This window comes from Rubripirellula amarantea (assembly GCF_007859865.1).
GTDB classification, from domain to species: domain Bacteria; phylum Planctomycetota; class Planctomycetia; order Pirellulales; family Pirellulaceae; genus Rubripirellula; species Rubripirellula amarantea.
Map to the genome: position 1 here is coordinate 127,851 of NZ_SJPI01000003.1, position 25,115 is coordinate 152,965.

Annotated in this window: 22 protein-coding genes; 10 read left to right on the forward strand and 12 right to left on the reverse strand. The window is 54.4% G+C overall.

The features are described from left to right. Positions 1-219: 219 nt before the first annotated feature. The 4 genes from Pla22_RS25390 to def all read right to left on the reverse strand — a co-directional run bounded on the left by Pla22_RS25390 (position 220) and on the right by def (position 2,528). Positions 220-360 (reverse strand): hypothetical protein, encoded by a 141-nt coding sequence (locus Pla22_RS25390; RefSeq protein WP_165440772.1) that lies wholly within the window; start codon positions 358-360, stop codon positions 220-222. 33 nt (positions 361-393) lie between these two features. After that, on the reverse strand, positions 394-732 hold the full coding sequence (locus tag Pla22_RS20520; RefSeq protein WP_146516697.1) for a hypothetical protein: 339 nt from the start codon (positions 730-732) through the stop codon (positions 394-396). 225 nt (positions 733-957) lie between these two features. Continuing rightward, positions 958-1,929, reverse strand: a complete 972-nt coding sequence (locus tag Pla22_RS20525; RefSeq protein ID WP_146516698.1) for a methionyl-tRNA formyltransferase — start codon at positions 1,927-1,929, stop codon at positions 958-960. Positions 1,930-1,943: 14 nt separating this feature from the next. Continuing rightward, positions 1,944-2,528, reverse strand: a complete 585-nt coding sequence (gene def, locus Pla22_RS20530) for a peptide deformylase (RefSeq protein ID WP_146516699.1) — start codon at positions 2,526-2,528, stop codon at positions 1,944-1,946. Positions 2,529-2,709: 181 nt separating this feature from the next. Between def and mch the strand changes: the two genes are divergently transcribed. Genes mch through Pla22_RS20545 form a run of 3 tightly spaced genes read left to right on the forward strand, consistent with a single transcriptional unit; the run spans position 2,710 to position 6,287 of the window. Beyond that, positions 2,710-3,684: a methenyltetrahydromethanopterin cyclohydrolase gene (gene mch / locus Pla22_RS20535; RefSeq protein ID WP_146516700.1), complete on the forward strand. Its 975-nt coding sequence runs from the start codon at positions 2,710-2,712 to the stop codon at positions 3,682-3,684. Between the two features lie 3 nt (positions 3,685-3,687). After that, positions 3,688-4,608, forward strand: a complete 921-nt coding sequence (locus tag Pla22_RS20540; RefSeq protein WP_146516701.1) for an ATP-grasp domain-containing protein — start codon at positions 3,688-3,690, stop codon at positions 4,606-4,608. After that, on the forward strand, positions 4,605-6,287 hold the full coding sequence (locus Pla22_RS20545; protein WP_146516702.1) for a fatty acid CoA ligase family protein: 1,683 nt from the start codon (positions 4,605-4,607) through the stop codon (positions 6,285-6,287). Before Pla22_RS20540 ends, Pla22_RS20545 begins: the two co-directional genes overlap by 4 nt. On the opposite strand, the gene Pla22_RS20550 is transcribed toward Pla22_RS20545, so the two are convergent. Together Pla22_RS20550 and Pla22_RS20555 are read right to left on the reverse strand one after the other, a co-directional pair. Then, positions 6,284-9,007: an MGH1-like glycoside hydrolase domain-containing protein gene (locus tag Pla22_RS20550; protein ID WP_146516703.1), complete on the reverse strand. Its 2,724-nt coding sequence runs from the start codon at positions 9,005-9,007 to the stop codon at positions 6,284-6,286. The two genes, Pla22_RS20545 and Pla22_RS20550, sit on opposite strands and share 4 nt — an antisense overlap. 109 nt (positions 9,008-9,116) lie before the next feature. Continuing rightward, on the reverse strand, positions 9,117-10,310 hold the full coding sequence (locus tag Pla22_RS20555) for a phosphoglycerate kinase (RefSeq protein ID WP_146516704.1): 1,194 nt from the start codon (positions 10,308-10,310) through the stop codon (positions 9,117-9,119). Positions 10,311-10,646: 336 nt separating this feature from the next. Here Pla22_RS20555 and Pla22_RS20560 point away from each other — a divergent pair, with 336 nt between their 5' ends. Then, positions 10,647-11,501 carry a hypothetical protein gene (locus tag Pla22_RS20560; protein WP_146516705.1) on the forward strand — a complete coding sequence of 285 codons (855 nt, stop codon included), beginning with the start codon at positions 10,647-10,649 and terminating at the stop codon, positions 11,499-11,501. 40 nt (positions 11,502-11,541) lie between these two features. Here Pla22_RS20560 and Pla22_RS20565 read toward each other — a convergent pair whose 3' ends face one another. Further along, positions 11,542-12,360, reverse strand: a complete 819-nt coding sequence (locus Pla22_RS20565; RefSeq protein WP_146516706.1) for a hypothetical protein — start codon at positions 12,358-12,360, stop codon at positions 11,542-11,544. A 141-nt stretch (positions 12,361-12,501) separates the two neighbouring features. Further along, positions 12,502-14,826 (reverse strand): AMP-binding protein, encoded by a 2,325-nt coding sequence (locus Pla22_RS20570; RefSeq protein ID WP_146516707.1) that lies wholly within the window; start codon positions 14,824-14,826, stop codon positions 12,502-12,504. A 106-nt stretch (positions 14,827-14,932) separates the two neighbouring features. On the opposite strand from Pla22_RS20570, the gene Pla22_RS20575 reads away from it, so the two are divergent. Next, complete coding sequence (locus Pla22_RS20575) at positions 14,933-15,844, forward strand: polyphosphate kinase 2 family protein (RefSeq protein WP_242632214.1); 912 nt, start codon at positions 14,933-14,935, stop codon at positions 15,842-15,844. A 63-nt stretch (positions 15,845-15,907) separates the two neighbouring features. On the opposite strand, the gene Pla22_RS20580 is transcribed toward Pla22_RS20575, so the two are convergent. Then, positions 15,908-16,546 carry a response regulator gene (locus tag Pla22_RS20580; protein ID WP_146516709.1) on the reverse strand — a complete coding sequence of 213 codons (639 nt, stop codon included), beginning with the start codon at positions 16,544-16,546 and terminating at the stop codon, positions 15,908-15,910. A gap of 408 nt (positions 16,547-16,954) precedes the next feature. Between Pla22_RS20580 and Pla22_RS20585 the strand changes: the two genes are divergently transcribed. Next, positions 16,955-18,394 carry a sigma-54-dependent transcriptional regulator gene (locus Pla22_RS20585; RefSeq protein WP_146516710.1) on the forward strand — a complete coding sequence of 480 codons (1,440 nt, stop codon included), beginning with the start codon at positions 16,955-16,957 and terminating at the stop codon, positions 18,392-18,394. 91 nt (positions 18,395-18,485) lie between these two features. Here the strand turns inward: Pla22_RS20585 and Pla22_RS20590 are convergent, their stop codons facing one another. Further along, entirely contained in the window at positions 18,486-18,740 is a 255-nt protein-coding gene (locus Pla22_RS20590) for a WYL domain-containing protein (protein WP_242632215.1), read from the reverse strand. A 166-nt stretch (positions 18,741-18,906) separates the two neighbouring features. Beyond that, on the reverse strand, positions 18,907-19,821 hold the full coding sequence (locus tag Pla22_RS20595) for an NHL repeat-containing protein (RefSeq protein ID WP_146516711.1): 915 nt from the start codon (positions 19,819-19,821) through the stop codon (positions 18,907-18,909). Positions 19,822-19,987: 166 nt separating this feature from the next. On the opposite strand from Pla22_RS20595, the gene Pla22_RS20600 reads away from it, so the two are divergent. From Pla22_RS20600 to Pla22_RS20615, 4 genes are read left to right on the forward strand one after another with little or no spacing between them, the layout of a single operon-like run. Then, positions 19,988-21,112 carry an L-threonylcarbamoyladenylate synthase gene (locus Pla22_RS20600; RefSeq protein WP_207310443.1) on the forward strand — a complete coding sequence of 375 codons (1,125 nt, stop codon included), beginning with the start codon at positions 19,988-19,990 and terminating at the stop codon, positions 21,110-21,112. Positions 21,113-21,119: 7 nt separating this feature from the next. Beyond that, positions 21,120-21,602, forward strand: a complete 483-nt coding sequence (gene rpiB / locus Pla22_RS20605; protein ID WP_146516712.1) for a ribose 5-phosphate isomerase B — start codon at positions 21,120-21,122, stop codon at positions 21,600-21,602. Then, entirely contained in the window at positions 21,599-22,657 is a 1,059-nt protein-coding gene (locus tag Pla22_RS20610; RefSeq protein ID WP_242632216.1) for a DNA polymerase III subunit, read from the forward strand. The genes rpiB and Pla22_RS20610 overlap by 4 nt, the downstream gene beginning before the upstream one ends. Before the next feature lie 30 nt (positions 22,658-22,687). Continuing rightward, on the forward strand, positions 22,688-23,767 hold the full coding sequence (locus tag Pla22_RS20615; RefSeq protein WP_146516713.1) for a M42 family metallopeptidase: 1,080 nt from the start codon (positions 22,688-22,690) through the stop codon (positions 23,765-23,767). Positions 23,768-23,835: 68 nt separating this feature from the next. Here Pla22_RS20615 and Pla22_RS20620 read toward each other — a convergent pair whose 3' ends face one another. Beyond that, positions 23,836-25,101 (reverse strand): hypothetical protein, encoded by a 1,266-nt coding sequence (locus tag Pla22_RS20620; protein WP_146516714.1) that lies wholly within the window; start codon positions 25,099-25,101, stop codon positions 23,836-23,838. Between the last annotated feature and the right edge of the window lie 14 nt (positions 25,102-25,115).

Sequence of the window (25,115 nt, forward strand, 5' to 3'; positions counted from 1 at the left end):
TCCCAGGTCAAGACGAATTTCGTGATTAAATTCGCTGGGTTTTGTTCGATTGCCGCGACGGAATTGAGCTTTATAAGTTGAGCTTACCGCCAGTGCGAAACATTCACCGTCTGATCCCAACTCGCAAATCCTCCACTGAAGCGAATCCCGCTCGGCAAAGACATGGACAACGAAGGTCGCGGTTGAACCTAAAGCGGAAGCGATCGAGAAACGACTTGTCTAGGCTACGACCACGTTTGCTTGCACCAGTGCGCCGTAAAGCACGTCGGTGAGACTGAGATCGACGGAAGTGGGGGCAACCGAAACACTCCAAATGCGACGACCTATCCCCAGCAGACGATCACCCAGCGTATTTATCATTCAGCCTATTTATCACTAAGCCTGCTACCGAGCTCAGTTAACGCTGAGTGCTTCGAGTGACCGGATTGCAACCGGAATGATCTTTTGGGCATCAGCTAAGCGTCCCGACGAAACCATCGCTTCAAGACAATCCAAGCTGAGCAACGCGTTGTTCAACAGATTGTTCCAACGATGTTCGCTGATCGAAAACCGAGCCGCGACGCACTCAGGTTCCGAATTGGTGGATACCTGATTGAGCAACTCAACCAGCGCGATGCAGCGACGGATTTCCTGCAGATCGCACTGAGCGGTCGATGGGGTGAGTTCCACTGATAACTCGATAGGCTGGACATTGCTATCGAGATCCACAAACGAATCTTGCGTATAAAGCATCCTGATACTCCGTTATTCCATTGTTCGAATCCGTGATTGACGATGCGAAATGCAAACGTCATGCCATCTAGGTAACGATGGCTAGTCTCATCAGAGGAGCCCATCATCATGATGAGCGTTTCGAGCACAACGGAGTCTTTCCAGGCGCGTCCTTCCACCTCCGCTTATACGAATTTGCGTGGGACAAGCAAAGACCAATTCCAAAACGCTGAAAACATCGCTTCGTTACAGCGAAAACAGCCTCGATCCTTCACTCGGCTGATGCCCGCGAAAGAACGCGTCTGCTGACATCTCGCGCTTTCCAGCTGGGACGATGCTAATCAACTCGACCATCAGATCACCTGTGGCGACCAAGTAACCGGCTTCCGTTTTGACGATTTCTCCACTGTGAAAGCCCTCGCTGGTCTGGTCAGTCAATCGAACGGACTTTACTGCCAAGCGGATCGGTGGCTTCTCGGGATGCGACCTAAAGAACGTAAAGGCAACGGGCCAGGGGCTCATGCCTCGCACATGACAACTGATCTCACGCCCCGATCGCCCCCAATCAATCTCGCCATCGGCTTTACTCAATCGCGGCGCCTTGCTGACCCGACTGGGATCTTGTGGCACTCCGATATCCGATTGGCCATCCCAAGATTGCAACATGGCAACGGCTTCTAAGGTCGCTTCGACACCAATCGCCGACAAACGCTCTTCCAATTGCCCAGCGTCTTCGTCATCGCTAATGGGCGTTTCACGCGTGCAAAGCACGGGACCGCCATCGAGCCGAGGCGTCATGTGAATCACCGAGACTCCCGTAACCGGGTCGCCATTGAGCATCGCCCATTGAACCGGGGCGGCTCCGCGATAAGCGGGAAGCAGGGATCCGTGTAAGTTGATACAACCGAGTCGAGCAACCGCCAGCGCGGCAGGCTTAAGGATTTGCCCATAGTCGCAGACAACAAGCAAGTCAGGCTGCTCTTTGGCGACCGTCTCAATCGAATCGGGATCGTTAATGCTGACGGGATCAAACACCGGCAAGGTGTTGTGAACCGCCCAATCACGGACGGGTGACGGAGGCGGTCCGCCACGACTTTTGACCGGTGGAGCAGGGCGAGTAACAACTAAACGAATATCGTGATCCAACAATGCGTTGAAGGACGGAACCGCGAACGGTCCGGTGCCCATCACCACCAATTTCAATCGCTCTGAAGCCATGTCCGTAATTTGCCTTAGGTGTACTTTTCGTGCCAAGTGCTTAAGCGTTTGACGAGCGTTTCGTCATCGGGAATCGAACCCGTGCCCTGCTTGGATCGAAAATCCGTTTCCAACGTATCCATTGCATCTTCCAGATCACGCCGGGCCTCGGCACTCATTCGGTCAAAAAACATGACGCCATCGAGGTGATCGTTTTCATGCTGAAAAATTCGCCCCAGGAACCCATCAAAGGTGCCTTCGATCGGGTTTCCTTGCAGGTCATAAGCACTGAGCCGAATCGACTTGGGGCGTTTGACTTGACCGTAGAGCCCGGGAAGACTCAAGCAACCTTCCTGGGAAGTTTCATTTCCTTTGGGCAATTGGAGTTCAGGATTGATGATCACAAACTCCTCGCCCTCTCCCTTTTCGCCGGCCGGATTAGCCACGAACAACCGCAGCGGCAAGTCGACTTGGTTTGCCGCCAGCCCCACGCCTTTGTGTTCGTACATCAGCTCGAACATCTGAGCGACAATCTCTTTGAGCTCGGCATCAACGCGGCGGATGGGCTTACTTTTGATCCGCAGAGTCGGATGGGGATAGGTGATAACGCTCAGTTGCATGGCGGATCGAAAGACAAGACGAGGAGTCGGAAAGTGAGGCAAAACAGGTCCGATCGGCCAATCCGCCAGCGAACCCTCAGGATGACGGATTCTTGCTCTATTTTACAGGGGTAAGAAAGTTGCCGACTTTAGGTCACGCGTCCAGTTTACAGCTCGCATTGAGTTCACGACGATATCGACCATGAACGATCAACCGACTTATGAATTAAGCATTAACTCCCAGGCCGCTTCACTATTTGATGTCCTCAGCGACATTAAGGATGAAATCGGTTGCGAGACCCAGGAAATCGAGGGAGCCCGCATTCTGGACGCGGGCGTCCACACTCACGGATCCGTTGCTGCTGGATTGGGGCTTGCTGGACTGTGCATGGGTGACCTCGCCAACATCGAAATTCAACCTGCAGATCCGGATCGCTATGCGACCACTAATGCGGTCTACGTCCAGACCGATCATCCGCTGCATGCCTGCTTGGGTGCCCAATACGCTGGCTGGCCTGTGCAATCGGATGACTTCTTTGCCATGGGCAGCGGTCCAATGCGATTGGCCCGCGGTCGCGAGGAAATGCTCGGCGAACTTGAGTTAACAGAAACCGGTAGCCCCGTGGTGGGCGTTTTAGAATCCGACTCGCTTCCCACCGCTTCGGCTATCAAATTGATCGCCGAACAGTGTCAGGTCGAAACGAGCGAATTGCGAATCGCGGTCGCCCCTACCAGCACTATCGCTGGTTCGTTGCAGGTCGTTGCACGCAGCATCGAAACCGCACTTCACAAGTTGCACGAGTTGAAGTTTGACGTTCGAACCATTATTTCCGCCACCGGACATGCTCCGTTGCCACCACCGGCCAAACCGGGCGACATGGCTAGTGGCATTGGACGTACTAACGATGCCATGCTTTATGGCGCCACGGTGACCTTATGGGTTGACGCCGACGATGAAGCGATCGAAGCCGTCGCGTCGCAGGTCCCCAGCGAAACATCGAAGGATCACGGTCGTCCGTTCAAAGACGTTTTCAAAGACTACGGCTACGATTTCTACAAAGTCGACCCGATGCTGTTTTCGCCTGCCGTGGTGATGATTCACAGCTTACGAACCGGAAGAAGCTGGCATCACGGAAAACTCTATTCCGACGTCCTTCGCCAATCTTTTTTTGGGTAAGCGATGGGCTTTCACGAGAACAACAGCGCGGGGAAGTCTCGCTTTTTAATGCTCGGTGGCGGCGAAGGCTGGCACGCGAATCAACTTCGTCAAGCCTGCCAAGTCCGTGGTTGCGAATTAGAACTGGCAACTTATCAATCCTTGGCTGGCTCGGTTCAAGGCGATGGAGTGACGATCACGTGCGCGCATGGCGACGTCCGCAATTTTGACGCGGTGCTGACGCGGACAATGCCCGCCGGATCACTCGAACAGATTACGTTTCGATTGGCGACGCTGCATCACCTGCAAAAGGTCAACTCGCGCATCATCAACTCCCCTCGTTCGCTCGAGATCGCGATCGACAAATTTGCATCGCTTGCTGTCGTGGCCTCACTCGGTTGCCGTGTCCCCTCGACACGTGTCGTGCAATCTCGACGTGAGGCGATGGACGCGTATGCTGAACTCGGTGGCGACTGCGTTGTCAAACCTATCTTCGGCGGGGAAGGGTTCGGTGTCATGCGAGTTTCCGACCCTGAATTGGCCAGGACGACGTTCGCGACTCTCGATCAACTTGGTTGCGTCATGTACGTGCAAGCCTTTGTGCCGCCGGGCGGAGCGGACACGAGACTACTAAAGATCGGCGACGAAGTCATTTCGCTGCGGCGTACCAACGCTGGCGATTTCCGCACCAACCGCACCCACGGCGGAACAGCCGAGCGCGTCGAGACTCAATCATGGCATCGCGACCTTGCGTTTCGCGTCTGTAACGAGATTGGTCTGACAATCGCGTCGGTTGATTTGATCGATTGCCAAACGGATGGCTACCGAGTGATTGAAGTCAATGGAATTCCCGGTTGGCAAGGTGCTCAATCAGCCTGCGACGTCTCGATCGCCGGATTGATCATCGACACACTGCTTTCAACCGAAACGTTGGTAGCGTCATGAGTAAAGATTTCGAGCAACCCGAGATCGATGGCAACGTTGCCTCGCGCTTAAAGATCTTGTCGACGTTGATGCCCGGAGCCATCGCGATCGCCGAACCCAGCGGCCCACCACGTGATGACACCACTCGCGACTATTCGATCACAACCTTCGGTGCACTCGATGAAGAAACCACGAAAGTAGCCAAGGGGCTTGTTGGCTGGGGCGTCAAACCAGGAATGAGGATCGTGATGTTGGTGCCCTTTGGTGCCGACTTTATCAAACTGACCTTTGCACTGCTGAAAGCGGGCGTGCAAGTCGTCTTGATCGATCCTGGAATGAGCAAGCGGCACTTGATCCAATGTCTCGCCGACGCCAAGCCCGATGGCTTCATGGCGATACCCAAAGCCCAAGCGATCCGAACGGTTTTGCGGACGAAGTTCCCCACGGCAATTTGGAACGTCACTGTTGGACGCAGGTATTTCTGGGGCGGACAAACGTTGTCGCGCATCAAGAGCCTTGGCAGCGAATCAACGGATCAAATTGAACTACCGAAGCGAGAGCGATCTGATCCGGCGGCCGTGATCTTTACGACCGGCTCCACCGGACCTCCCAAGGGCGTCCAGTACACGCATGGAACGTTCCATGCCCAAATCGACCTCATTCGCGAACGCTACGACATCCACCGCGGTTCGCGAGACTTGGCGTGCTTTCCGCTGTTCGGTTTGTTTGATGCCGTGATGGGAGTAACGACTGTGATCCCTGACATGGACCCCACCAAACCGGCCAAAGTCAATCCGCGACGACTCGCCGAAGCAGCCGCCCAATGGGAATGTGACCAGGCGTTCGGATCACCCGCGCTATGGAACACGGTTGTTCGCTGGGCCGATCAAAATAACTTCACCAACCCATTCCCAACGCTGCAACGAATTCTATCGGCCGGCGCACCGGTACCCGCCGTCACGCTCGAAAAACTGCGCCGCCTTGTGCATCCCGATGCCAACATCCAAACGCCCTATGGCGCGACAGAGGCACTGCCGATCGCATCGATCGAATCTCGCGAAATCATCGCGGAAACTGGCCCCGCCGCTGCCAAAGGCAAAGGCGTTTGCGTCGGCAATCGCTTCGATGGTGTGAATTGGAAGGTGATTGAAATCTCCGACGATCCTATCGAGTCCATGGACCAGGTCACCGAGAAAGCATCCGGCAAAATTGGCGAACTGATGGTGTCGGGCCCGATGGTGACGACTCAGTACGTTGTTCGCGACGATCAAAACCGTTTTCACAAAGTTCGAGACGGGGATCGAGTTTGGCACCGCATGGGCGATGTGGGTTACCTCGACAGTCGAGATCGTTTTTGGTTCTGCGGTCGCAAGTCACATCGCGTTGTCGTTGGTGATCGAACCCTTTTCACCGTGCCTATCGAAGCCGTTTTCAACAACCATCCAGCCGTCTATCGGTCGGCACTTGTACCACGTGGCCAACGTCCCCACCAAACCCCCGTGGTCTTAGTCGAACTGCACCCCGAACATATCCCAACGACGCGGGAGGCAAAACAAACGTTGATGGCTGAGTTACAGGACCTTGCGTCTCGCAATCCGCTGACCATGCGAATCGATGAGATCATCATTCGCGACGAACCCCTGCCGACCGACATCCGGCACAACAGCAAGATCTTCCGCGAGAAGTTGGCGTTGCCTTAAACCTTGCGTTGTCGCTGGGCGTGTGCTTGGGTTCGCAGCATTGATGCCACGAGTGCCGTCCAGCCAGTTTGATGACTTGCCCCCAAGCCTTTTCCGGAATCCGCATGGAAGTATTCGTAGAAAAGAATGTTTTCACGCCAAGCCGGATCGTCCCGATAACGTTCGTCATCGCCGTTGATGGGTCGCTCACCGTTTTTGTCGGCCTCGAACATCGAGATTAGTCGACGTTCAAGCTCGCGAGCCACTTCCATCAACGTCATTTCATGACCGCTTCCGGTGGGACACTCAACTTTGAAGTCATCGCCGTAGAAGTGGTGATAACGCTTGAGCGATTGAATCAAAAGGTAATTCATCGGGAACCAAATCGGCCCGCGCCAATTGCTGTTCCCACCAAACATGCCGCTATCGCTTTCGCCGGGCACGTAGGAGACCTCATGACGTTGGCCACCAAAGTCAAACACGAAAGGATCGCCGCGGTGCACCGCCGACATACTTCGAATGCCGTACGGCGAAAGAAATTCATTCTCGTCCAGCATCACTGCAATCAACTTACGCAGTCGTTCCTCTGAAGGAATCGCTAACAACTGGCTCCCCGAATTGCCTTCATCATCTTTGTGCTCCATGTAAGTCATATGGTCACTAAGATTGCCGCGATTTTCGAGGAACCATTTCATGCGGCGTTTGAAGCCCGGCAACTTGCCGATGATGTCGTCTTCCAAGATCACCCCGGTCATCAACGGCAACAATCCGACTAATGAGCGAACGCGGATCGCGATTGACTTCCCATCAACGAACAGGTGGTCGTAATAGAATCCGTCGTTTTCTTCCCACAACCCGGTGCCATCGATGCAATTCATAGCCTCGGCAATTGCAACATAGTGCTCGAAGAACTTACTTGCCATGTCGCCGTAGGCTTGGTGGTCTTCGGCAAGCTCCAACGCGATTCGCAACATTGAACCGCAATAGAACGCCATCCAAGCGGTGCCATCGGCCTGTTCAAGATGTCCTTCGGGCAAAGGCTTGCTACGATCAAAAACTCCGATGTTGTCGAGCCCCAAGAACCCGCCCGAGAAAATGTTCTTTCCTCGCGGATCCTTTCGGTTTACCCACCACGTGAAGTTGATCAACAGCTTTTGGAAGCAACGAGCCAAGAAGACTTTGTCACGCTTCTGCGGTGGCCCGGTTGCTTTGTAAACCTGCCACACACCCCACGCATGCACCGGAGGATTCACATCGCTAAGATGCCATTCGTAAGCGGGGATTTGACCACTAGGGTGCATGTACCATTCCCGAAGGAACAACACCATTTGTTCCTTAGCGAAATGAACATCCAAGTAAGCCATCGGGACCATGTGAAATGCGAGGTCCCACGCCGCGTACCAAGGGTATTCCCACTTATCGGGCATCGAGATCACATCACGATTGAAGAGGTGACGCCACTCGCTATTGCGTCCCAGCTTGCGAGATTCCGTTGTCGGCATTCCGTTGGGGTCGCCATCGAGCCATGTCGTAACGGAGTAGTGATAAAACTGCTTGGTCCACAACAATCCGGCGTAGGCTTGCCGCATGATGGACGCTCGCTCGGGCGTGTGCGATGCATCAATTCGAGTCGCGTAGAACTCGTTGGCTTCGTTGATACGGTCGGCAAAGATCCGATCGAACGATTCGCCGAATGCGAGTCGTCGGAAGGCATCGGTCTTCCCGCCAGATTCTTCGGCAACAAACGGTTCGCTGACATGCGTCATGCGAAGTTGAATCGTCTCCGTTTGACCGGCACCAATCATCATCAACCCGTAAGGAGCACACTTGGTCCCTTGCCGGGCAGGGTTGACCGCGACGGTTTCGCCAAGCACGACAAAGTCATTCAAGGCGTCTTTATAGAATTCCGACTCACTAGGCATGTCGGGATGCCGGTGTGCGTTGGTCTCGTTGTCAGTGAATAGCCAAGACCAGGCACTCCCACTTTCATCGCCTGTTCGATCGCAAGCCAACCAAACTTGCCCCAATGATTCGTGGTTGGTTTTGACAACGTCATTCTCAATCCGCATGCTTGGACGAGTAGTGCATCCTTCGTCGGTGCAGTGCCATGTCCATGTGTTGCGAAAGTAGAACTGTGGCAATAGATGCAGCACCGCTGGTTGCGGCCCACGGTTGGTGATTGACAGGCGAATCAATACGTCATCGGGTCCACCCTTGGCGTATTCCGCTACGACATCAAAGTACCGAGATTCGTCGAAGATATTCGTGTCGTAAAGCTCGTACTCAGGATCCTGGAAGCCTCGCTTTCGGCTCACGTCCACCAAATCCTCGTACGGGTACTTGGCATGCGGATACTTGTACAAGGCTTTCATGTATGAATGCGTTGGCGTGCTATCGAGATAGTAATAGCACTCTTTAACATCTTCGCCGTGATTCCCCTCCGGTCCCGTGACACCAAACAATCGCTCCTTCAAAATCGGATCACGACCATTCCAAAGACCTACGCTAAAGCAAAGTCGACACTGACGATCGCAGATCCCCAGAAGGCCGTCTTCGCCCCATCGATAAGCTCGACTGCGAGCATGATCATGTGGAAAGTATGACCAAGTCGCGTCACCGCCTTCGCTGTAGTCTTCGCGGACGGTTCCCCATTGCCGTTCCGAAAGATACGGCCCCCAACGCTGCCAATTTTCTTGACGCTTTGAACTGGCCTGCAAACGTAGGTCTTCGGCGGTCGTCATGGCAGTTCAACAGAAGAAGAGGAAGAGTCGATAAAGATCTGGCCTCTCTGACCACCAACGGCGAGCAGAGAGGCCAGACGAAAGAGAGAATGACGAGAAGTGCAAACGCTTACGCCTCGTCAAGCAGATCTACGGCCGCGAACTTTTGGCCTTCCAGCATGGCTAGGCTCGCACCGCCACCGGTGCTGACGTGCGAAACCTGATCAGCAAATCCAAGTTGGTCCACGGCCGCGGCACTATCACCACCACCGATGATGCTGGTGCAATCCGCGTCCGCGACTGCTTGAGCAACAGCCTTAGTACCAGCATCCATTGGTGGCTTTTCAAACACACCCATCGGCCCGTTCCAAACAACCGTTTTAGAATTCTTGATGATGTCGGCGTAGATCTTGGCTGTTTCGGGACCAATATCTAAGCCCTCCATTCCGTCGGGAATTTCTCCCGCGGGGACAACCTTCTTGTTGCATCCAGCGATATTGCCAAAGTCATCGCCGCAATGAGTGTCCACAGGAAGTTGCAACTTGTCGCCACCTTTGGCGATCAATTCCTTCGCAAGCTCAACCTTGTCCTTCTCGACCAAGCTGCCACCCACCTTGCCGCCTTGGGCCAATGAGAAGGTGTAGGCCATCGCACCGCCGATCAGGACCGAATCGCAGATGCCAAGCAAGTTGTTGATGACGTTGATCTTGTCGCTAACCTTAGCTCCGCCCAAGATGGCAACGAACGGACGCTGAGGGTTTCCAATGGCGTCACTGAGATACTGAATTTCCTTCGCGACTAGATGTCCAACCACGCGCGGCTTGCCTTCCATTGCTCGGGGTACCGCTACCATCGAGGCGTCGGTGCGGTGACAAGTCCCGAAAGCATCGTTGCAATAGATGTCCGCCATTGCTGCTAGTTTGCCCGCGAACTCCTCGCAGCCTTTTTTCTCGCCAGAGTTGAATCGCAGGTTTTCGAGGACAAGAACGTCGCCGTCCTTCAGTGCAGCAGCCTTGGCAACGGCATCTTCGTCGACTGTGTCCTTCGCCATGGCGACGGGCTTGCCCAAAAGCACGCCAAGTTGCTTGGCGGCGGGAGCCAACGAGTACTTTGCTTCGAACCCCTTACCTTCGGGGCGGCCAAGGTGGCTCATCAGGATCAGTTTGCCGCCACGATCAATCACGCTCTTGATGCTAGGCAATGCCATCGCGATACGGCGATCGTCCGTAATAGCTTGGTTTTCGTCGAGAGGGACATTGAAGTCGACCCGCATCAGTACTGTTTTGCCAGCGACATCGACTTGATCGATCGTTTTCTTAGCCATCGAAGTTTGTCTTTCTTGATCTTGTAAAGCGAAAGGCATTCCAAGCGAAAACAAACGCCAGAAGCCCAGGATGAGTGATTGCAGCGGTTGATTATCGTGAAACCCACTCAGGTGTCGAGTCCACGATTAACACCGCCTGAAACAGCGAACTGGTTTCCCGTTCACGCTTTTGTTCAACTCGGGTGACCCAAAAGGCCGAAAAATCCTCACAAGCCTCAGGCGTTGTCGGCGGAGATTTTGTGTTTCCGCAGCACCCGAGGATCGCTCTTGGGACAATCGGCCTCGCGGCCCGTTGTCGGTGGACCAATGGCGTGGCCGCAGATTGGGAGAACGTCGGTGGCGGGGGAATCGATTCGACGAATCGTCAGCAAGGGCTGCTTTTGCGCGCTCTTGATCGCTATCGTCGCGCCGACTTCGGTGCGCGGTCAACAACCTCGTGCAGTCTCGAGAGACGTCAGCGAGGATTCCGGCGACAGCTCTACCGAGCTCAAGAATGATGCCTTACGTCGATTGCCGCTCAAGCGACTCACGCCCGCGGCTCAGCAACGGATCATGGACATTGCTGATTCGCCCACCATCTATCGTCGCCTGCCAGCCCAAGCGATCGATTGCGACCAGGACATGTTTCTGTTCCTGACGCGAAACCCGGAAGTGATGGTTGGTATCTGGGATTTGATGGGCATCACCAATGTGGATATCAGACGCACGGGGCCTTACCAGCTCGAAGCACGCGACGGAAGCGGCACGACTTGTTTGATCGACTTGGTCTACGGTGATCCCAACGTCCACATCTATGTCGCCACCGGTAGCTACGATGGAAAAATGGTCGCCCGTCCAATCCGTGGCAGCGGAGTGTTTATGGTTACCAGTCGGTACGCGCACGGTGCCGATGGCCGCACCACGGTGACTGGCACGATCGATTGCTTCTTGCAAATGGATTCACTCGGAGCAGACTTGGTCGCTCGAACGCTAAGTGGCCTGATCGGCCGATCCGCAGATAACAACTTCATCGAAACGGCACGTTTCATGGCGCAGGTATCTCATGCGTCCCAACGAAACCCTGCGTCGATGCTGGATGTCGCCGGGCGTATCCCGCAAGTCAACGACGCGACTCGCGCGAACTTCTCGAAGGTCATCCAAGATGTCGCTATCCGTGCTCAAGACCGTTACGCAACGTTGCCCGGTCGATGAGTGCTTGAAGTAGATCGCTGTTGACGTCTGCCAACGGCACTTACTTCACGAATGGATTGGTTTGCTGGTTACGAGTGTCCATCAAAGGCCTGATCTGCAGCGGCATCATATGGGATGGCTCGACAGCGTTCTGAGGGATGCCTTCCTGAGGCAATTTCTTCTCAGGCACGTCATTTTGCGCGGAGGAAAACGGTGCCGGCGAAACCGGTATCGATGTGAACGGTGTCGGCGTCGAAACTGACGCGTCGGATGGTTCTGATGTTCTCGTTTTCGATACGCTCGAATCCTTCTTGTCCTTCTTGCGATCCGAGAAGAACACGTTCGTAATATCGAAGTCTGTATCCGACGGCGTGTCTCGGCCCAGTAACCTGTCCTTTTGTTCCTTCTCCATAGCGGCCACGTGGGTCTTCATCATTGCGCCCAATTCACTCATTTCTTGGGGGTGCGGCTTGTAGATTGCGACATAGAACGCGCCGCCTGAACAAGCCATCACAGTCCCAACGGTGATCAGTCCAAAGAAACCGTAGACGATATTCGTGAGAAAGGCCCAGCCCACCGAGATGTCGGCCATCACGGCGAGCATCTTCAAACTTACGTACAACAAGAGCAGTTTGACAGGCAAACCAAACTGGATCGGAATGAACGACATCAAGACGATCCCCAGCACGAACTGAACGAAGGGGATCATGAACGAGATGTAGGTGGCTCGCAGCAGCGAAGGAGCTTCCGGGGCCATGCACGCAAGCGCCATCTTCATCGCCAAGCCCACGGCTAGTACGTACATGAAGAATGTGACAACCGCCAGCGATAGAAACGAGGGGCTGGTCAGCAGTGAACTGAGTTCAGGAGACATCTCCATGGCGACAACTTTGCTGCGTTAGGCGTTCAGAGGTAGATTTGCGTTCCCAATGCTAGGTCGCAAAAACCAACGAAGTGGTCGCTAAACGAACAGGGTCACTCAAGAAGTTCAATGTCGAAAACGACATCATCAATACAAACGCTATGACCCGACGCAGGTCTTTTCCAAGGCTATCGCTTTGGCCGCACTTAAGTCCAACTTGCCGGTACCCAACATGGGAATTTCGTTCACTTCAACAAAGCTATCGCGAGCTGGAATGAACAAGTTGGGCAGTCCCGCAGCTTTTAATCCTTCGAGAACCTCGTCGATTGGCTTTTCAGTGGGTAAGTGCAAAACCACCAATCGCTCCCCTTTGCGTTCGCAGGGAACCCCGGTGACACAAACCCGAACCTTTTCGTCGTCATCACCGACGGCCAGCAGTTTGGCGATCTCCTCTTCGACTCGGATGTGCGGCACCATCTCGCCGCCGATCTTAGAAAACCGACTCATCCGACCGGTGATGTGGATGAACCCTTCGGCGTCAACATTGGCGATGTCGCCGGTGATGTACCAACCGTCCTGAACCGCCTTGCGCGTTAGGTCGTCCTGGCCCGCGTAGCCTTTCATGACATTCGGTCCGATCACCATTAACATGCCATCTTGCCCGGCGAGCATTTCTTCGCCGCTTTCGGTGGAAACAACACGCGCGCAAATTCCCGGCAGAGGTCGCCCCACCGATCCTTCCATTCGATCCGGTTGGTAAAGGGCCGCAGATCGCGATGGTGGAATATTCACCGACACTAATGGGCTCAACTCAGTAGCGCCGTATCCTTCCACTGGACGAACACCAAACTTTTGTTCAAACGCGTCAAACAATTCAGCAGGCATTTTTTCGGCGCCCACCACGGCGACATCCAGCTTCGCGAACTGCTCGGGCGAGACTCGCCGCAGGTAACCTCGCAGGAACGTTGGTGTTGCCAACAGGACCGTCACGCCATACTTCTCGGACAACTTGCCAACTTGTTTGGCATCAAGCGGATTGAAGTGGTAGATCCCCTTGGGGCCTAGCGTCAGTGCCGACCACAGGGTCACCGAATAACCGAACGAGTGAAAGAACGGCAAAACGCCCAGCACGACATCATGGGTGTCTAAGTGAACCGCACGATCGATGGCATCGACGTTGTGGCTGATATTGGCGTGCGACAGCAATACGCCCTTAGGCATTCCCGTCGAACCACTCGTAAAGATGACCGTAAGCAGATCGTCGCCATCGATCTTGTTCAGGCCCAAGATTCGATCGAGCAAGAACGCTGGAACCACCGTTGCCTGAATAGCCGCGACGGCTTTGTCCATTTTCGATACTTTGTCCTTCAGCGATTCCAGTGGGATCACATTGGCGTCAAGCTTCAGATCGAGTTTGCTAAGGAACCTCTCGCTGGTCAAAACGTTCTTCACACCGACGCTTTGGTTGCAGTGGTTGAGGACCTCGCTTGATACCGTGTAGTTCAAATTGGCCGAGACTCGACGATCCATGGCCAAGGCGACATTCACGGCTACGCCAGCGACCGACGGCGGCAACAACACGCCTACGAATTGTTCGTCGCTTGCAAAGACTTCCCGCCGTAACATGCGTCGAAGGGCCAGCACACGTATCAACATGTCTCGGCCACTAACCTCGTTACCCATCGAATCAGCAACTTGCAATTCACTGCCGCGGGCGCGCCAAACGCGAATGATGCGACGAGGTAAGATCGGAAACTCTCGACGAACATCAATCGTCGCTTTCGCTCCCAATGCGTGGACTCGCGATCGAACTAGTTCAAGCGGAGTATCACCGGGAACGGGCTTGTCGATGTACAGCGTCAATGTACGTCGAAACTTCTTAGGCCATTTGAAGAAGAATTTCCCGCCCGAGAAACTGAAGATGCTGCCCCACATGCCTTCCATCCAGACAGGCACGATCACGGCATCCGTCTTTTGCATGATCTTGCTCAACCCCGGCTTGAAGGCTTGCAGTTGCCCCGTGCGAGTCAATGTGCCTTCGGGAAAGATACCGATCACATCACCGTTGTTGAGTCCCTCGCGAGCGGTTCGAATCGCCGCCATGATCGACTTTGGTCCGGACATCATGAAGATCGTATCGAAGGCATCCCCGAGGTACTTGCCTAACGGCGAAACAAAGTTGGCGCCATCGACAACAAATCGAACGTTCCGTGGCAACATCCAAAGAATCAGGATCCCGTCGATCCAAGACACGTGGTTGCTGGCCACCACACAGCCACCTTCTCGCGGCAGGTTTTCCAAGCCGACGACTCGTTTGCGGTACAGAATCGACAACACGATCTTGAACGGTAGACGCACGAAACGTCGAGGTGACACGACTGCCAAAACGATTAGTCCAACCAACGCGATCGCAATGATCGCGAGTATCCAATACGCGGGTGTCACGGAGTTGTGTTCCAAAAATCCGGGGGTGTAGATTGCCATTGCGAAGTGATTCAAGGCCAGTGCATGGCGAATCTGCTTGCTCGCAAAGAGTCAGTGAGTCAAAGGTTAATGGATTGACGACATTTTTGCGCGGGCAATCGTTATCATGGCGTTTGCCGCCCCCTATATTCTCAATTCTTATATTCTCGATTCCTCAGCGACCAGTACCTCGATGGACTTCATAAAGCGACACCAGATCCGGCCCGGCGACAAGCTTCAGCTCAAATCCGTCGATACTCGCGAATCGGGCCCCTTCAACGGAAAAGACGACGCCAAGGAATTTACTGCGGAAGCCAATCAAGCGATCCGGGATTTGCAGTACCGAATGTTTGTCGAGGATAAGCAATCGCTATTGGTGGTTCTGCAAGCTCCTGACGCAGCAGGCAAAGACGGTCTGATTCGGAAGGTCCTGGGTCGCATGAACCCGCAGGGATGCCGAACCTATCCGTTCAAAGTCCCCACGTCTGAAGAATTGTCCCATGACTTCCTTTGGCGGATTCATAAGTGCACACCTGCCAAAGGAATGGTTTCAGTCTTCAATCGCTCGCACTACGAAGACGTGCTGGTCGTTCGTGTCGAAGACATTGTGCCCAAGAAGGTTTGGAACCAGCGGTTCGATATCATTAACCACTTCGAAGAGAACCTATCGCTTGCTGGCACCAAAATTTTGAAGTTTTATCTTCACATCAGTCCCGAAGAACAACTCGCTCGCTTTGGCAAGCGGCTTGAAAACCCCGACAAGCACTGGAAGCTAAACCTCGGTGATTACGCCGCGCGCGATAAGTGGAATGCGTATCGCGAAGCGTATGAGGATGCGATCGAAAAGTGCAACTCTGACGCGGCACCTTGGTTCGTGATTCCGGCAGACCACAAGTGGTACCGCGATGCGTCCGTTGCGGGCATCGTTCGCCAGACCCTCGAAAAGATGAACCCTCAAATGCCCAAGGTCGACGTCGATTTGGACGAAGTCAGAACGCTTTACGAGCGTGAGCTTGCCGAGATTCGAGACAAGCGATAACGCAGTTATCCCAACGTGCCTGCGTTGTAAATTTCATGCTCGCAGCGATCAACGAAACTGCTGCTATTCGATCAGCCCTAATTTCACGGCCCGTACCGCCGCATCCGTTCGGTCATTGGCACCGATTTTTCGCAGGATGTTTTGAACGTGTTCTTTCACGGTTTCAACACTGATCGCCAATGAGCGGGCGATCTCTTTATTGCTCAACCCCAACGCGATGTGTCGCAGGACTTGCGCTTCACGGCTAGTGAGTGGCAATTCAGCCGGCAGGCTCGCCACATCCACCTCGGCACGCATCGCTTGTTGAATCTTTAGCAAGCAACTGTCTTCCGGAAGAGGCGATCCCGCGATGGCTCGACTGATCGCACTGGAAATGGAATCGTTTGATCCATTCTTGATGATGTAGTCGTGAGCTCCCAATGCTGCGGCGCGGGCAACATAGGTCGGGTTGTCATAAGCGCTGACAATCACCACCGGTGTGTCATAGCTATCCTTAATCTTTTCAAGGACTGACAAACCGCTCGAATCGGGCATCCGAACGTCCAACAAGATCGCATCCACCGTAGCAGAGTCGAGAAACTCGAAAGCTTCCTTGCCATTTGAAACCGACCCCACGATTTCATAAGCGGGTCTAGAGAGCAGTTTGGCGATACCCCGCCTAGCCACTTCATGATCGTCTATCACTAACAATCTTGCCGTCATCGCTTCCTTCATTCGCAATTGGATCTGCCCTCAGCTCGGCTTCCCGCAAAGCCAGCGTCAACGATTGTTCACTAAGCACGTGAATGTAGCTAGCGGGCATAGCAACGTAAGTCATTACGAGCAAACGACTTCTAGACATTCTGGCCGACCTGATCCTCACCAAAGGAGGGGTAGGGTCGTCGTTTTCGGGCCTCAATGGTTGGCTATTTGCAACAGGAAGCTTTTGACCGCCCCTCAAGCGTGACCTAGATATTTCTTGTGCAGATCTTTTCTGCGCCGAATTGCTGTCATGACACATCTTGGGCGTGATGTCCAAAATGTACCCCAGGCTGCGTCGACCCCCCATTGCGAAATCGTCCATCGAGCGAAGATTCCGCGACGCGAAACCTGCATCCCACGCAAAACTAAATGACCACCAAAGCCACTATTCTGCTGGTAGACGACGATCAACATCTCGCCGAATCGATGGCAGATTGGCTCCGTGAGATGTCCTACGGTGTCGTTGTTGCGATGACCATTGCGGAGGCACGATCGCGGTTAACAAAACAGCCATTCGATCTCGTGTTGACCGACCTAAGACTAGGCACGGAAGACGGATTCGACCTGATCGCTCATGTTCGCAAAACCGCTCCTGCGACAACGATCTTGGTAATGACGGGTTATGCGACGCCGGATACCGCCGTCGAAGCAATCCGCGCCGGCGCGTTCGATCTATTGACCAAACCGCTGATTGACGAAGAATTGTCTTTGGCTCTCGAACGAGCCCTCGATCAACGCAATGTCGCCATCGAAAACGACCGACTGCGTCAGCAGCTCGACCGGCGCAGCGGGATGGAAAACGTCTTGAGCCACGACTATCGGATGCTGAAGATTTTTGACGTCGTGGACTCGATCGCAGACGCCCGCGCTTCGGTGTTGATCACTGGCGAAAACGGCACGGGCAAAAGCATGATCGCTCGCGCCATCCACAATCGAAGTTCGCGACGATCCGGCCCATTCGTCGAGGTCGCATGCGGCGCCTTACCCGATACATTGCTTGAAAGCGAACTCTTTGGTCACGTCGCCGGAGCCTACACGGGGGCGAATACCAGCCGCGCGGGCAAGTTCCAGCTGGCCGATGGCGGCACCATTTTCCTTGATGAAATTGGCACCGCCACGCAAGCGATGCAGGTCAAGTTGCTGCGTGTGCTTCAGGAACTGCAATTCGAACAACTCGGTGGAACCGAAACCCACACCGTGGATACGCGGGTCATTCTGGCTACCAACGAAAACTTGGCTGCGGCTGTCGATGCTGGCACCTTTCGCCAAGACCTTTACTACCGCGTCAACGTGGTGAACATTGTCCTGCCGTCGCTGCGAGAGCGTATTGGGGATTTGCCGTTGCTCGTTGATCACTTCCTTCGTGAAGCGTCCGAAACGTGCAATCGAGAAATTGAACGCTTCGACGACGAGGCGATGGCGACGATGGAACAATACCCATGGCCGGGCAACATTCGTCAGCTTGAAAACGTAGTCGAAAGAGCAGTCCTGCTCGGTCGCGGTTCAGTGCTAACACTTGAGGACCTTCCTCCGGAATTGACCGGTCGAAACGTAGATAATTTTCAATCGATCAGCAGCCAAGGAAACAGCGATGGCGGTTCTTCGGCACCGGTTCGAGTTGGCGATGTTTCGGGCAAGTCGCTTCGCGACGCACTAGAAGGCCCAGAACGCCAAATCATCTTGCAATCGCTGAAGGCGCATCATTGGAACCGTGCCGCCACGGCGGACGCGCTAGAAATTAATCGCACGACGCTGTACAAGAAAATGAAGCGTCTTGGATTGGATGACCCGCGGTTGCAATTCGCATAGACACCGCAGGTCATACTGAAGAAGCGATCGCTCGCTTTTTTACTCACTCGTTTACGTCGTCAAAATCTCGATTCGCAGATAGATCTGCTCCTTAATTCATCGAGGCTTCCATCGCTACCGGCATCATGACTTCAGATGCTGGTACAAGACGGATATTCTTGCAGCGTGAAAGCTGAAATTGACGTGGTTGTTCGCGACACAGGCACAACCCCAAGAACCGGTAGCTGCCCATCAAACGGATCGGGCTAACGACACGGTGTGTGCGGTTTCCTTTGGCATCTTCGTAATCCATTTCGATCACGTAGTTGTCACAGTCCTGCATAGCTTGGCGAAGAATACGGTTCATAGTTCTTACCCCCCGGTAAAAAGTCTTTTGATCTGGGCGGCACGTTGATTGGCCGCGTTGAGTTGTCTTCCCTCAACACATGTAGTATTCGTTGGGTGGATGACACGTTTGGTCACAACTGCCTAAAACGCCCCGAATGTGCGTCTTGCCCAGCCTTAAACCGCACTCACGCAGGCAAATACAACCGCTGAACACGGTGATTATTGCTGTCCAAGACGTGAACTCGCCCCAACGAATCCACGACGATGCCCCAGGGCTGGTTGAGTTGACCAGGTTCAATCCCGGCACCGCCCCAAACCGCCACTGGTTCGCCCTTGCCATCGAACCGTTGAATTCGGTTGTTCTTGTATTCCACAACCACCACGCCTGAATCGTCACAAAGCGCCAAATCGTAGGGATAGTAGAATTGGCCAATTCCTTCGCCGGGGCCTCCCCAAATATCAATCAACGACGGCGTCGGGGTGGTCAAGTCAAAACGCTGAATTCGGTGGTTGCACGCGTCGGCTACCCACAAGACGTCGTTTGCGATCACCAAACTCTGCGGACGAACAAATTGGCCGGGTTCTTGCCCGGTGCCACCCCACTGGCAAACGAACTTGCCGTCGGGGTCGAATTTTTGAATTCGGTCCGACGCGTTGTACTCACCGATGTAAATGCAGCCTTGTTGGTCGCTAATCGCATCCGTCACAAACGCAAACTCACCCGGCAAATGCCCAGCGACACCGCCAATTTGCGATGACTCAATCAGGCGTCCCTCAAGCGTGTAGGCGATCATTCGGTAGTAGTGAGTATCGGCAACCAATATCTTCGCGACGCCGTCCTGCGATTGATCCGCTGACTGGTACGCCAATCCGGTCGGTCGACCGTTCTTGGTTAGCGGTGTTTTCCACAGTCGGATTAGTTGGCCATCGGCATCAAAGACTTGAATTCGGCCCGTCGTATCCACGATGTAGAGCTGATCATCATCATCAATCGTCATGGCTCGCGGCTTGACGAACTTCCCATCGCCAAGACCATAGCGTCCCCACACCAGATCAACCTTGCTTGCCGCAAATGCGGGCACGCATCCTGGTACGGCCATGGTTGCCCCGAGCGCCGAAATCGCCGCAAGTTGCGACAGAAATTGACGTCGATGTTGTTTTTTAGTGCTACAGCGGGATGCGTCCAAAACTCGTCGACTTGTGAAGGTGTTTCGCTGCTCCGTACAATCAAGCTCAGTTTAGCAGCTTTCGCTTTTGCAAATCATAATGGCCAAAACCCTCGACCTACGAAATACCGACGACCCACGGGACATGGTCCACGCGTGTGTGCAGACGCTTGTAGAAGGGGGAGTCGTTGCGCTTCCGACGGACACGGTGTACGGATTGGCAGCCAGCGCATTGTCCGAAACCGCGGTGGAACGACTCTTCGAGATCAAGGGTCGCGATGAAACAACTCCGCTAGCGATTTCGGTTCCCTCGCGAGAGGCCGCCGAGGATTTTCACTGCAAACTTTCTCCGCTGGCGCGTCGCCTGAGCCAACGTTGTTGGCCGGGGCCCCTGACGCTTGTGGTACCGTGCAATTCTCCCTATTCGGCCGCCAAACAACTGCCGCCCAACGTTCAAGAACGCATTCGAGGAGAACACGATTGTCTGGGGTTCCGCGTGATCGACAATCGAGTGATTGCGCAAATTCACCGCTATTTAGCGGCTCCACTGCTGCTAACGAGCGCTAATGTTACGGGCCAGGAACCGGCGACAACCGCCGACCAAGTGCTTACCCAATTTGGGAATTCGATCCCACTGCTGCTCGACGACGGCCCGACTCGTTATGGTGGAGCGTCGACGGTGGCCCGCGTACTGGGTAACCGGATGGAGATTTTACGAGAGGGCGTGATCGAGCGGGCTGCCATGAATCAATTCGTCAAACCAGTCATTGCACTGGTCTGCACTGGAAATACTTGCCGTAGCCCGATGGCTGAAATGCTGATGCGCGAGCAACTCACCAAGAAACTTGGCTGCGAAGACTCCGTCCGAGTCATTTCGGCGGGCGTAGCAGCGGGCGCCGGCAGCGGCGCGAGCCCTCAGTCGGTGGAAGTGATGGGACGTCGCGGACTCGATTTGACCGGCCATTCATCGCGACCGTTGGACGAATCGGTGATGAACGTCGCTGATTTGGTATTAACGATGACGCGTGGACACCGCGCCGCCATCCTGGCCGCTTGGCCCAACATGCACGACCGCGTGTTCACGCTCCGCCGCGATGGCGGCGATATTTCCGATCCAGTGGGATTGCCTGTCGAAACTTACGAAGCGTGCGCTGAACAAATTGACCGAGAACTGGCAGCTTGGATCGAAGCATTGGACGAAGACTTTTTTCCTCATACCGAGTAACTCATCCGTGCACAAAATTGCCATCGGAAGTGACCACCGCGGCGTCAAAATCAAAGGACGCCTGATCCAATCGCTAACCTCAGCAGGCTTCGAAATGTTCGACGCCGGCACGGAAGGCGAAGAGGCTGTCGACTACCCTGATTTCGCCAGTGCCGTCGCTTTGCGAGTCAGCCGTGGCGAATGCGATCGCGGCATCTTGATCTGTGGAACCGGCATCGGAATGTCGATTGCGGCCAATAAGTTCCCCGGTGTTCGTGCGGCTTCCTGCTACGACGAAGTGATGGTTGAAATTAGTCGTCGCCACAACGACGTCAACGTTTTATGCTTACCAGGCGACATGATCGGCGATCGACCGGTCGACGACCTCGTTTTAATGTGGCTGCAAACCGACTTCGATGGCGGACGCCACGAATCTCGGTTGCACAAGATTTCGCTCATCGAGAACGACCATGCGCAAAAAAATACTAGCACGAGCGACCCTTTATCGTGACGGATGCAACGCCTGAAATTGAAGTCAAGCGTGAGATGACGAATTGGTCGACCTTGATCGGCCACGGAAAAATCCAACGTTGGTTCAACGCTGCACTCAACAATGGACGCTTGGCTGGCAGTTTCCTGATCGTGGGCTCACCGGGCATCGGAAAGCGCACCGTAGCGACGTTACTCGCTCGCACGTTGCTATGCCAAAAGAGTGATCCGCAGGCGATGAATCCCTGCGGTGTCTGTCCGTCGTGTCAACAAGTCATCGCCGGCACTCACCCCGACGTTGTCCGCGCAAAAAAGCCCGATGGTAAATCGTTGATTCCGCTGGAAACTCTCATCGGTCCTCCCGAAGCTCGCATGCAAGAAGGCTTTTGCCGCGACCTGAGATTGCGACCGAGCGTGGGCACCCGCAAGGTTGCCATCCTAGAAGACGCCGACTTCTTGAATGAAGAGGGCGCCAATTGCCTGCTGAAAACTTTGGAAGAACCGCCGTCGGGCGCCGTCGTGATCCTGATCGGCACCAGTGAACAGAAACAATTGCCCACCATTCGGTCACGATGCCAAATCTTGCGACTCGGGCCGCTTTCCGATAGCGACGCCAAAGAACTGCTCCGACAACATCACCAAATTGAAGCTAGTGATCGAGACATTAGTGCAGCGTTGGAGATTGCCGGTGGTGACATTCACGTTGCCGCAAGGTTACTAGGCGGCGAAAGAGATGAAACTCGCGGAGCGATCGAGTCACAGATTTCGACACCTTATCCCGACCCTATTGCACTTTCGCGAGTCATCACCAAGGCTGTTGATGGAGCGGGCAAAGACGCTTCGAAACGCCGGGCGGCAATGCGTGATATCTTTTCGATCTGCATTCAGCACTATCGGCGTGAGTTGCGAGCCGAGGCGATGCAGGGCCATGGCACCGACGAAACACTGGCGCGACTTGATCGTAGCGTTCGTGCGATTCGAGAAGTCGACCGCAGCGCCAATCAAGCCAGCTTGATTGAATGCTTTGCTACGGATATCGCGTCCGCTACGACAGGTGACCGCGGCGAAATTGGTTAGATCGTTTTACACTTTCAATAGAGACACTTCATGGATGACGCATCCCTTCAGTTCTTCAAGCAAGCCATTCAAACGCCCAGTCCATCCGGGTACGAAGAGCGCATTCAGAATTTAGTTCGTGACTACATCACACCGCACGCCGAATCGGTTCGCACCGACGTTCACGGCAATCTGATCGCGTCCATTGGAGATGACCAAGCACCGCGGCTGATGTATGCAGGTCATTGTGATCAGATTGGGATGTTGGTTTGCCACATCGACGAACTTGGATTTATCTACGCGCAAACGATCGGCGGCTGGGATCCGCAGCAACTGATCGGTCAAGCCATGACAATCTGGACCGAAAAAGGCCCCGTCCCCGCAGTGATAAGCCGCAAACCGATTCACTTGCTCGATTCGAAAGAGCGCGAGCGAGTCGTCGACCTGAAAGAGCTTTGGCTTGATATTGGTGCAACCGACCAAGCCACCGCCAAGGCTCACGTGGAGATCGGTGATCCCGTCACGCTCGATTTGAAGTATCGCGAATTATTGGGTGATCGCGTCACGGGGCCGGGCATGGATAACAAGACTGGCATGTGGACGGTCATCGAGGCACTCCGACGTGCATCGGCCTCTTCGAAGCGAGGATCGGAACTGCGATGCCACCTGCACAGTGTCGCAACGGTCCAAGAAGAAATTGGACTGCGTGGAGCCAAAACGTCGGCCGGCAGTATCAATCCGGATGTAGCCATCGCCGTCGACGTCACCCATGCATCGGATTGCCCGACCATCGATAAGAACTCGCAAGGCGACATCTCGGTTGGTGGTGGACCCGTCATTTTCCGTGGCCCCAATATCAATCGCAAGGTGGCCGCAAGATTAATCGAGCTGTGCCAACAACACTCGATTGACTACCAGGTTGCCGCCGTCGGTCGGGCGACCCCCAACGATGCCAACGTGCTGCAGATTCATGGCGGCGGTGTCGCCACCGGTTTGGTCGCGGTACCGAATCGCTACATGCACTCCGCCGTGGAAGTCGTCTCACTTGGCGATATCGATAAGGTTGCAGAATTGCTTTCGCTGTTCGCCCAATCCCTTTCGGCGGATGATGACTTCGTCCCCAGCACCTAGACGCAGCAATCACTTCCAGGGCTGTGGCTGGAAGACTTATAAAGTGAAACGTGGGCGTTGAACTTGGACTACGTCAACAACGACATTGGGTCGTCCTCAGGTCTCACATAACGGTCAATCTCACTAAGCGACGGTAGCCCGGCGGCACTCAGGATCTTTTCCATCGCCGCACGTCGCTGCTTGTCATCAAGCGGTCCAGCCGCTGGTGGCTGGTCGCTTTCTGGCTGGTTGAACAATCCGTCGGTCGAAAACTTCGCGGCAACTTTTCGTTCGATAAGTTTGAACAGCAAGATGGTTGCAATCACGACCATCGCGATCGTTATTCCGACTGCCTGCCAGTTTCCGGACACCGCTCCAAAGAGCACAATTGGCGCGCATAAGACCATCAACAAACATCCCGTCGCCTGCATCGCGGTCCGTTTAAGTTTGCCACCAATCGCATCAAAGACCGCGGCCGGATCAATCCGCTTGGTCGACAACAACGAAGGCATGATACGAGCAAGCGCTTGCGCGTCCGTCATCGGCACTCCCATTGGACCGCTGGCGGCGCAATGGTCTTCGTATCCGTTTTCAGCCCAAATGACCTTGTAGTCTTCCCAATGCGATTGCGTTTTTTCGATCTGTTGGCGCAGTGAATGACCACCCCAGATGCCGACTTCGCCGCGCATTGAATCTACCCACATGCCTTCGGTAACGACGCATTCCTCAGGCACGTCCGCCGGCGGCAGACTCATCAAGACATCGATAGCGTCGGCGTCATTGCAGATCAAATCCATACTGATCTGATCGATCCAACGGTGATCCACTACACCGCCATCGTCAAACACTGATACCCATGCGCGTTCTTCGTCGTAGTCGTACGCATCAATCGCTTCAACTTCGCTTTCGGAATCGTAGTTGGTGATCACTTCGGCGATGGAAGACCAACGACCATCGACTTCCTCGTCTTCATAGATAGCGACCACGTGACCATTTTCATTCTCTCCAACCGCTGACCAAATGTCATTTTGCCCGCCCGAGGCATAGCGAAACTCGTAACCAGGCCACGATGTTTGCAGCAGTCGTTCATAGAGCCTTTGCACTCGAGGTATAGAAATCGAGTCGGGATTATCCAACCAAGTTACATTCTTGCGATCGAAATCGACGACGATCGCCGAATCAAAATCGCCGTCTTCACCGACCGCGCCCTCTTCCGCAATTCCCCTGCGAGCCCATGCTGCAAAGGCATCAGGCCCCCACAACAACTCGCGGTTGGTGATGGGAACGATGACCGTGTCGTAATAGCACTCGGTGTGCCCGTCTTGGATCAACACATTCAATGATGCGTGACTCATGGGTTCCTCTCCTG

Excerpts from the sequence above, each read along its gene's own strand:
- Pla22_RS25390 (WP_165440772.1), bottom strand. The coding sequence starts at position 360 with ATGATAAATACGCTGGGTGATCGTCTGCTGGGGATAGGTCGTCGCATT.
- Pla22_RS20520 (WP_146516697.1), bottom strand. The coding sequence starts at position 732 with ATGCTTTATACGCAAGATTCGTTTGTGGATCTCGATAGCAATGTCCAG.
- Pla22_RS20525 (WP_146516698.1), bottom strand. The coding sequence starts at position 1,929 with ATGGCTTCAGAGCGATTGAAATTGGTGGTGATGGGCACCGGACCGTTC.
- def (WP_146516699.1), bottom strand. The coding sequence starts at position 2,528 with ATGCAACTGAGCGTTATCACCTATCCCCATCCGACTCTGCGGATCAAA.
- mch (WP_146516700.1), top strand. The coding sequence starts at position 2,710 with ATGAACGATCAACCGACTTATGAATTAAGCATTAACTCCCAGGCCGCT.
- Pla22_RS20540 (WP_146516701.1), top strand. The coding sequence starts at position 3,688 with ATGGGCTTTCACGAGAACAACAGCGCGGGGAAGTCTCGCTTTTTAATG.
- Pla22_RS20545 (WP_146516702.1), top strand. The coding sequence starts at position 4,605 with ATGAGTAAAGATTTCGAGCAACCCGAGATCGATGGCAACGTTGCCTCG.
- Pla22_RS20550 (WP_146516703.1), bottom strand. The coding sequence starts at position 9,007 with ATGACGACCGCCGAAGACCTACGTTTGCAGGCCAGTTCAAAGCGTCAA.
- Pla22_RS20555 (WP_146516704.1), bottom strand. The coding sequence starts at position 10,310 with ATGGCTAAGAAAACGATCGATCAAGTCGATGTCGCTGGCAAAACAGTA.
- Pla22_RS20565 (WP_146516706.1), bottom strand. The coding sequence starts at position 12,360 with ATGGAGATGTCTCCTGAACTCAGTTCACTGCTGACCAGCCCCTCGTTT.
- Pla22_RS20570 (WP_146516707.1), bottom strand. The coding sequence starts at position 14,826 with ATGGCAATCTACACCCCCGGATTTTTGGAACACAACTCCGTGACACCC.
- Pla22_RS20575 (WP_242632214.1), top strand. The coding sequence starts at position 14,933 with ATGGCGTTTGCCGCCCCCTATATTCTCAATTCTTATATTCTCGATTCC.
- Pla22_RS20580 (WP_146516709.1), bottom strand. The coding sequence starts at position 16,546 with ATGACGGCAAGATTGTTAGTGATAGACGATCATGAAGTGGCTAGGCGG.
- Pla22_RS20585 (WP_146516710.1), top strand. The coding sequence starts at position 16,955 with ATGACCACCAAAGCCACTATTCTGCTGGTAGACGACGATCAACATCTC.
- Pla22_RS20590 (WP_242632215.1), bottom strand. The coding sequence starts at position 18,740 with ATGAACCGTATTCTTCGCCAAGCTATGCAGGACTGTGACAACTACGTG.
- Pla22_RS20595 (WP_146516711.1), bottom strand. The coding sequence starts at position 19,821 with ATGGCCGTACCAGGATGCGTGCCCGCATTTGCGGCAAGCAAGGTTGAT.
- Pla22_RS20600 (WP_207310443.1), top strand. The coding sequence starts at position 19,988 with ATGGCCAAAACCCTCGACCTACGAAATACCGACGACCCACGGGACATG.
- Pla22_RS20615 (WP_146516713.1), top strand. The coding sequence starts at position 22,688 with ATGGATGACGCATCCCTTCAGTTCTTCAAGCAAGCCATTCAAACGCCC.
- Pla22_RS20620 (WP_146516714.1), bottom strand. The coding sequence starts at position 25,101 with ATGAGTCACGCATCATTGAATGTGTTGATCCAAGACGGGCACACCGAG.